Genomic DNA, 8,022 nt, shown 5'->3' on the forward strand with positions numbered 1-8,022 from the left:
CACCATCAGGGCCAGCGGACATCAGCGCCGCGCCAACAGGCCGGACAGATGACCGCACCCCGACAGATCTCAACATCAAACCAAATTCACTCTTGCAGCGCAGGGGCCATCCACAGATGACAGCACCCGAGCGCAGCATGAACGCCCAAGCCTGATCGAGCTGACCGACGCGCGCCGCTGTCGCGACATAGGCGGCGCAGGCACCATTAGCCCGCTCCCTACACGCCTGCCGCATCTCGGCAAGTTGGCGCTGATACACTGACCTAAATCGAGCTTGCGCCGAGACGTCTCTAACTTGTCCGTCGCCGAACGACATCACGACCGTCGGCGCCCAGCTCCCTGCGTAGGAGTCGAATGTATACAGGAACGACTGGTCTCCGAAGAGAAACTCCTTCACCCCATCGCCATCAACGTCCAGCGGTAGCGTCGGCGTATCGCCGTCCCACTGCCCCAGCTCCGTAACTCGCCAAGCGCCGTTTTCGACCTCGAGCAGCGTCAGCGACGTGCAGCAGTGAGCGCCCCCGCTGAAGCTCGAAAACAGCACCTGCCGATCTGGTTTGCTTGCATCGAGCTGAACGACCGCAAATTCAGCGCCTGCGTCCCACGAGACAGCTTGACCAGTGACCTCCGTTGGAGAACCGTTGGAAGTCGTGACCCGCATCCGCGCGGCGTTGAGGCCGTCGTCGACGATCGGCCGAAACGAAAACTCGAAACCGCCGACGCGATAGGTGTTGAGCGGTTTGTCCGAGGCCCACTCTATCCAGGTGTTCTGCGGCGCGGTGTCTGCGCTTGCCGTCTCGGCGACAACCGCGGGAGCGGTCGGCGCGGCGCTGGTGTCAGCGGCCGACGGCCTTTCGGGCAGCCTAAACTTTGGCGCTATCGCCGCCACCCCAGCCCCCGCCAGAACAGCCAGCAAAACGCCACCAGCCACAAACGGCGCTACGCGCTCCCAGCGCGATTTCGGCTCTTCGAGCATGCGGCCGCCTTCCCCTGCCTCACCGCATCTTCGACCAGAACGCTGCGCGACCAAAGTGTGATTGTCGCGATCTACCCTGAGCCTTCTCTCTGAGAAAGTAAGGCTATCGTATCGTCCAGAACGCCGCGGTCTTCGCCACTGATCCCTCGGGCATCTTTTTCTGGCTCTCGATCGTATAGCCCTTGCTCAACATCATCCCGCCGACGATCGAACCAGCGGTCACCGTCATCATGCTGAACTGACCGTACCGGACACCCATTCGTTCAACGATCATCGGTTCAACGCCAGCAAGCGCCGGCAATCCACCAGCAGTCGCCGCCAAGCAGGCCGCCTGCCCTGCTGGTGACTCGATAATCTCGCGCATCTCGATCACGCGAGGGTCAGACATGCTGATGCCGCCAGTCGGCGTGTAGTTGAGCCCCGAGGATTCGATAAACGCGGCGAGATCGTCAGCTTCAGGCGTGCCCTTGGCGCGCGCATTCGTCCAAACATTGAACCGCTCTTCAGGTGTCTTCGCCTGGAGTTTTTCGAGCGTCCAACCACCGGCCAATTGCGCCACGAGATGCCTCCCAGAGTCCCGCCTTCACACTACGCTGAACCCTCGCTCGGTGTCATTTTCCGATTCCGCACTCGGCACTCATCTGCTGGCGTCGGCAATCCGCGCGCCGTGGTGCTAAGCTCCGCTAGTCTCAGCCGACCGACGTCAAAGTTTTCCATAAGATCGCAGATGGTTATCCGATGAACGTCGCCCCGTCGCTCAAAGACATCGAAGACTTGCTCTTCGCAGTCGAGCAGTTCAGGCAGCGGCACCAAGCCGAGCAGCGCATGGCAGCAAGATCCTCGGCACCGGCGTTTAACCCAATCGAACTGCTGTCGCCCAACGAATTACGGCTTTCGGCCATCCTCGCCTGGATGCTCAGCCCTACAGGCTCCCATGGGCGTCCGCCAACAGTCGTTGCAGGCCGGGACGTGTCAGGCTCGCGCCGGAGAAGCCTCCGTCATCGTAGCGCTGGCGAACCGTCGTCCAACCCTCCCCGCCTTGGGACTTGATGTAGGCCTCGCAGTATTCACGCTGCGCATGGAGGGAGTTGAAGGTCTGGTTCAGACCCTCCTCCGAGCTTTTGCGAGTGTAGATGGCGCATCGCACCTTGGGTTCATCGCGCATGGCCGGCTCCCGGTCGCAGGCCGAAGAAGCGAGGCCCGTTCCATCGGACACCGGTGATCTCGCGCGCTATCGCCGATAGGCTTCTGTAGTCGCGTTCGCGGTCGCGGAAGCCATGGCGCTCAGCGGTCACCTCGTGGATGACGCCCTGATATTCCCGAGCAACGCGGCTGCCTTCCTTCAGGGTCTGAAGCTTCGGCAGAGAGCATGCCTTGAGCCGGCGCCGGTCGTCCAAGGTCAGATCGCCGTAGGCTGCGGCCTGAACGCGCCACGCAATGAGATGGCGAACGAGGCGGGGTGATCTGAGCCTGGGCGGCGGTCCCCATCGCTCTCGCCACTCCGCGCGGAGCGCCGCCAAGGGCATCGCCTCAAGATCAACCAGGAACGCTTCGAGCTCATTCTCGACAGCCACCATCCTACCCTCCCTAAGGTCCGAGGCGGCGACGCTCCCACGCCAAAATATCACAAAACTCACGTCACAAAAGCGAGTTTTTGCAATCACTTATCGATTAAAACTGGAGACAAGTTGTCGAATGACTGGGCCCACCCCGCTCAGTCGGAGCACTAGTCTCTGGTCGCCGAACTGCACGATGGAGACGACTTTTCCGGCGACGTCGGCGTGCCTAGTGCGCCTTCATCGATAGCACAAACTGGCTCTAACAGTCGACGCTGAGCCGCCCAACTCAGGGGGATTTCGGACTGCAGTTCGAGCCTCGAGATCGTCTCGAGACTCAGTTACGTTTCGGCACAGCCCGGTCCAACATCGGGGTTAAGGTCATCCGCATTCCGGAGACAAGTTGTCGCTGGACGGATGGGGGTGGTGAGATCCCATGGGTCCGCGCTCAATCAGCGTGAAATCGCGCCGTTGAGAAATCGACACCCAGCGCAAAATTTTTGGGAGGGGATAGGCGGGTTTCTGCGTATTGCGAGTTCCAACGCCAACATCGCCGTGATTTGGGATTTTGCGCGCGCCAGTACCTTTGCACACGTTTTTCGACTGAACTCGAAAAAGCCACGTCCAACCCTGACGGTCCTCAACGGTGGTAATTTATTGCTTTAGACCGGCCACTTCTGACAATTGTTAGCTAATTTTCCGCCATTTTGGCATTTCGAGAAGAACTTGTGACCCTTTAATATGTCTATACATGTCTTGACTCGACAGGGTGTGGGTCGGACTTTGTTCCGCACGGGGACGGCTATCGGGAGCCGAACCGACAGGGGGAACCACGATGAACCGTACGAGAAAGAGGCTCTTGTTCGCAGGAGCGGTCATCACCTCGACCTTGTGTGCTGGGACCGCCTCAGCCCAGGATGTGACGACCAGCGTCGATGAAGTCGTCGTCACCGGAACCCGCATCAAACGCGCGGACATCAGCGGCGTAGGTCCCGCCACGGTGATCACCGAAGAGCAGATCGCCAACACCGGGATCACCAATCTGGAAAACCTGCTGCAGCGCTTGCCCGCCTCGGCCGGGAACGCCGGGGGGCAGACCAACGCCTACTGGACAGGCAATGGCTACGGCACCGCCCAGGTCAATCTCCGCGGTCTAGGCATCAACCGGACACTCACGCTGATCAACGGTCGTCGTGTGGTCAATGGCGGCACCGGCGCCAACAGCGCCCCCGACTTGAACATGATCCCCACGGCGATCATCCAGCGCATTGACGTGCTCAAGGACGGCGCTTCCGCCATCTATGGCGCCGACGCCGTGACCGGCGTGGTCAACATCATCACAGCCAACGACTTCGAAGGCCTCAAGCTCTCCGGCAAATACGGCATTGCCGATGAAGGCGATGGCCAAGACTACACCCTGGACCTCCTCTGGGGGATCCACAGCGACAGGGGTCGCGTGGTCGCCGGCCTGTCTTATCAGCAAACCGAAGCGGTCAATCTGGCCGACCGCGCCGCCTGCGGTCTCGGCGAGGTCGGCGGACAGCTGGTGTGCGTTTCAAGCGCCTCGACAATCGGCGGGCGCGCCGTGCTGCCGAATGGCCAGCAGATCAACTTCAACCAGACGCAGGGAGGGAACGGAAATTTCTACGAGCCCTACAGCGCGGCCCGGCACAACTTCAACTCCAACCCCTATCTGAACGCCGTCTCGCCGATCGAACGCTTCAGCACGGCCTTCCTCGCTGACTACCGTCTGACCGACAACGTCACCCTGTTCGGGGAAGCCTTCTTCACACATCGCAAGTCCAACCAGGTGGCTTCGCCGGGAACGCTGCGCAACTTGGCGATCCTCTCAACCAACCCGACCAATCCGACGGGTCAGAACATCACCCTGATCCAGCGCCGCCTGCTGGAACCGGGACCGCGGCAGTTCTTCCAGGAGACAGACACCTACCGCTTCGTGGGCGGCGCACGGGGCGACTTCATGCGCGACTGGAGCTGGGAAGTCGCCGCCAATTGGGGACGTAGTTCCGGTGTCGACGGCAGCACCAACATCGCCAACCTTGAGCGAGTCCGCAACACGCTCAACACGGCGGTCTGCAGTCCCGCCGCCGGCGCGGCCATTCCCTGCGGCGACTACCTCGGTTTCGGCGACGTCAGTCCCCAGGTCCTCAACTATATCCTGTTCACATCCCGCGACACCGGCGGCAATGAACAGCGGAGCGTGACCGCCGACGTCACGGGAACGGTCCTTCAACTCCCCGCCGGTCCCCTCGCCGCAGCAGCCGGGCTCGTCTACCGCGAGGAGGAAGGCTATCGGAACCCGGACGCCCTGACGGTTCTTGGCATCGCCAACACCAACCAGCAGTCGCCTATCGCGGGCAGCGTCACCGCCAAGGAAGCCTATCTGGAGCTGTCGGCCCCGCTGCTCGCGGACCTGCCCTTCATTCGGCGGCTCGATCTCGACGCGGCGGTCCGCTACTCGGACTACAATCTGTTCGGCGACAACACGACCTACAAGCTCGGCCTCAACTGGACGGTCATCAATGACCTGCGGCTCCGGGCCACCTTCGGCACGGGCTTCCGGATCCCGAGTGTTCCGGAACTCTTCGGTGGTGTCGCCGAGGGCAATCTGACGACCTCCGATCCGTGCAGCCGCTATTACACCAGCACCAACGCCAACCTGGTCGCCAACTGTCGCGCCTCCGGCGTCCCGGCGAACTATGTCCAGTTGGGCAACTCGATCCTGACAACGGTAGGGGGAAATTCCGCTCTCCACCCGGAAGCCACGGAAACCCTGACGCTCGGCTTGGTCTGGCAGCCGTCGCAGGTGTCCGGCCTGTCGATGACCGTCGATTATTTCGACATCAAGATCACCGATGCGATCCGCTCCATCCCGGGCTCGACGCGCTTGGCGGTCTGCTACGCCTCGGTCGGATTAAGCCACCCCTTCTGTGGTCCTACAAACTTCACCCGCAGCACCCTGACCGGGGAAGTCAACTATCTGTCGGCCCAGCCCTCCAACGCGGGCCAGGAGCGGATGACGGGCGTCGATATCGGTCTGCGTTACGCTTTCGATCTTTGGGACCGGCAGGTCAGCCTGGACTGGAACACGACGTATCTCGAGGAATACACGATTACGCCGTTTCAGGACGGGGCCCCGATCCAGTTCGCTGACCATATCGGCGGCGGCAACGGTGGCTATCCGCACTGGCGTTCCCTCGCCAGCGTAGCGGTGGCTGATGATCGCTGGACCGGCGCGTACTCGGTGCAAATGATCGGCGAGGCGACCGACTTCAACGCCGCCCCGACCGACATCGGCTACTCCGCGCCCAACGTCTTCTATCACAACGCGCAGTTCGCCTATCGCCTGGGAGAAAGCGCAGACATCGCCGTCGGCGTCGACAACCTCTTCGACAAGAAGGCTCCGTTCATCAAGAGCTGGACCGACGGCAACACCGACACCATGACCTATGATCTCCTCGGTCGTCGTGGCTACGTCCGCCTGACCTACCGCTTCAACTAAGCCCTGCACCCGCCAGACGGCTTCGAGCCGCCTGGCGGGTGAGCTTCGCGCACCCGCTTATCGAGAGACCGCCATGCGATTGCCGGCCCTGGCCAGAACATCCCACAAGTGGCTCGGCCTTCTGCTGGCCATCCAGGCCGTGTTCTGGACGGCGGGCGGTCTTTATATGACCGCCGTCCACATCGACATCATTCATGGCGATCGGCTCGTGCGGTCGATCCCGGCCACGCCGCTGGACCTGTCGTCGCTGAAGGAGCCCGGCACGGTCGCGCATGGCGGCGCCGAGACCGTCAGGCTGGAGACCCAGTTGGGCCGACCGGTCTATGTCGTCGGCGGACCAGGCGGATCGCGCCTGGTCGACGCGCAAAGCGGCGCGCAACTGTCGCCGCTGGGCGAGGCAGCCGTTCGTGCACGCGCCACTGCCCATTTCGCCGAGCAGGGCAGGATCGTCAGCGCTGAACTCCTCAGAGAAGCGCCCGGAGAACTACGCGGTCGACCCGCGCCGCTCTGGCGGGTCCAGTTCGAAGGGGCGTGGAAACCATCCCTCTATATCTCGCCCCAGACGGGGGAACTGATGGCCCAGCGTCACGACCTGTGGCGGACGTTCGACTTCGTCTGGATGCTCCACGTCATGGATTATGAGACGCGGGACAATGTGAACAACATCCTGTTGCGCATCACGACCTGGATGGCCTTCGTCAGCTCCCTGACCGGCGCCTGGCTCCTTTTCTACAGTTTCCGTCGTCGGCGCCGTGCGCGTCCGGCCAAAGCGTGAGGCCGCTCCGATGTTCCTGATCCGCACGCTGCACAAATGGGTCGGCCTCATCCTGGGCCTGCAATTCATCCTATGGAGCTTCAGCGGGGCGATGATGGCGCTGCTGGACAGCGACAAGGTCTCGGGCGCGACATCGGTGCGCGAATCGGCCGCCGTCGTGTTGCCCCGCCCTGTCCTGCCGCTGGCCCAGGTGACTGAACGGATCGGCCAGCCCATCACCAGCCTTCGTCTAACGCCGCTGGGATCCGTCTATGTCTATCAGGCGGCGACGCCGTCCGGCGTACGGTTGATCGATGCGGTGACGGGCGCGCCCGTCACCATCGACGCCAGCCGCGCCTCGGGCCTGGCGTCGGCCGCCTTCAACGGCGCCGACCCCGTCGCCTCTGTTCGCAGGGTCACCGAAGGCGACGTCGAGACGCGAAAACTGCCCCTCCCGCTTTGGCGTGTGGAGTTCGCCGATTCCGAGAGCACGACCCTGCTTCTGTCCGAGGCGACCGGCGAGGTTCTGGAACGACGGACCGACACCTGGCGACTCTGGGATATCTTCTGGATGATCCACATCATGGATTACACCAAGCGCGAGAACTTCAACCACCCGCTCATCGTTACGGTCGGAACCGGTATCCTCTGGCTCGCGCTCAGCGGACTGATCCTGCTAATTCGCGCCTTCCGACCATCGGACTTTAGCTATGTACTGGATCCTCTTGCACGGGCTCGCGCTGCGATCGCGGCGCGTCGTCCCTAGCGACGGCGTCAGGGGGATTCACAGGGTCGAAATCGGTACGCCATGACAGTCCCCCCGGAGGCCAGGCCGCGATTTCACGCGTGACGCCACCTAAGTTCGTCCTGGGCGTCGCTGTCCGGTCGGCGGCGAGCAAGATCGTCGAGATCATCGAGATCATCGAGATCATCGAGATCATCGAGATCATCCCAGGATGCCGGGCAGGTCGAGCCCTTTCTCGCGTGCCGTGTTCAGGGCGATATCATAGCCCGCGTCAGCGTGGCGCATGACGCCGGTGGCCGGGTCGTTCCAAAGAACACGCGCGATCCGCCTCGCTGCCGCCTCGGTGCCGTCGCAAACAATGACCAGACCGGCGTGTTGGGAAAAGCCCATGCCGACCCCGCCGCCGTGGTGGAGCGAAACCCAGGTCGCGCCCGAGGCCGTACTCAGCAGGGCGTTCAACAGGGGCCA

At 62.5% G+C, this 8,022-nt stretch carries 7 protein-coding genes and 1 pseudogene; 3 read left to right on the forward strand and 5 right to left on the reverse strand.

Going from position 1 to position 8,022, the window contains the following annotated elements:
* From ACP7AZ_RS17490 to ACP7AZ_RS17505, 4 genes are all read right to left on the reverse strand, one after another.
* The coding region (locus tag ACP7AZ_RS17490; protein WP_426039934.1) for a hypothetical protein at positions 1-976 on the reverse strand (976 nt) is incomplete at its 3' end.
* A 103-nt stretch (positions 977-1,079) separates the two neighbouring features.
* A complete protein-coding gene (locus tag ACP7AZ_RS17495) occupies positions 1,080-1,535 on the reverse strand; it encodes a hypothetical protein (RefSeq protein WP_426039935.1) in 456 nt (151 codons plus the stop codon).
* A gap of 363 nt (positions 1,536-1,898) precedes the next feature.
* Positions 1,899-2,141 carry a recombinase family protein gene (locus ACP7AZ_RS17500; protein ID WP_426039936.1) on the reverse strand — a complete coding sequence of 81 codons (243 nt, stop codon included), beginning with the start codon at positions 2,139-2,141 and terminating at the stop codon, positions 1,899-1,901.
* A complete protein-coding gene (locus tag ACP7AZ_RS17505; RefSeq protein WP_426039937.1) occupies positions 2,131-2,553 on the reverse strand; it encodes a DUF2924 domain-containing protein in 423 nt (140 codons plus the stop codon). Before ACP7AZ_RS17505 ends, ACP7AZ_RS17500 begins: the two co-directional genes overlap by 11 nt.
* 814 nt (positions 2,554-3,367) lie before the next feature.
* Between ACP7AZ_RS17505 and ACP7AZ_RS17510 the strand changes: the two genes are divergently transcribed.
* The 3 genes from ACP7AZ_RS17510 (at position 3,368) to ACP7AZ_RS17520 (ending at position 7,575) form a co-directional block, all read left to right on the forward strand.
* Complete coding sequence (locus ACP7AZ_RS17510) at positions 3,368-6,055, forward strand: TonB-dependent receptor domain-containing protein (RefSeq protein ID WP_426039938.1); 2,688 nt, start codon at positions 3,368-3,370, stop codon at positions 6,053-6,055.
* A gap of 73 nt (positions 6,056-6,128) precedes the next feature.
* Entirely contained in the window at positions 6,129-6,830 is a 702-nt protein-coding gene (locus tag ACP7AZ_RS17515; protein ID WP_426039939.1) for a hypothetical protein, read from the forward strand.
* Between the two features lie 10 nt (positions 6,831-6,840).
* Positions 6,841-7,575 carry a PepSY domain-containing protein gene (locus ACP7AZ_RS17520; protein WP_426039940.1) on the forward strand — a complete coding sequence of 245 codons (735 nt, stop codon included), beginning with the start codon at positions 6,841-6,843 and terminating at the stop codon, positions 7,573-7,575.
* A gap of 180 nt (positions 7,576-7,755) precedes the next feature.
* On the opposite strand, the pseudogene ACP7AZ_RS17525 reads toward ACP7AZ_RS17520, so the two are convergent.
* Positions 7,756-8,022, reverse strand: a pseudogene (locus tag ACP7AZ_RS17525) (urocanate hydratase); the annotation flags it as partial.

The sequence above is a fragment of the Brevundimonas sp. DC300-4 genome (genome assembly GCF_049897365.1).
In the GTDB taxonomy this organism is placed as follows: Bacteria; Pseudomonadota; Alphaproteobacteria; order Caulobacterales; family Caulobacteraceae; genus Brevundimonas.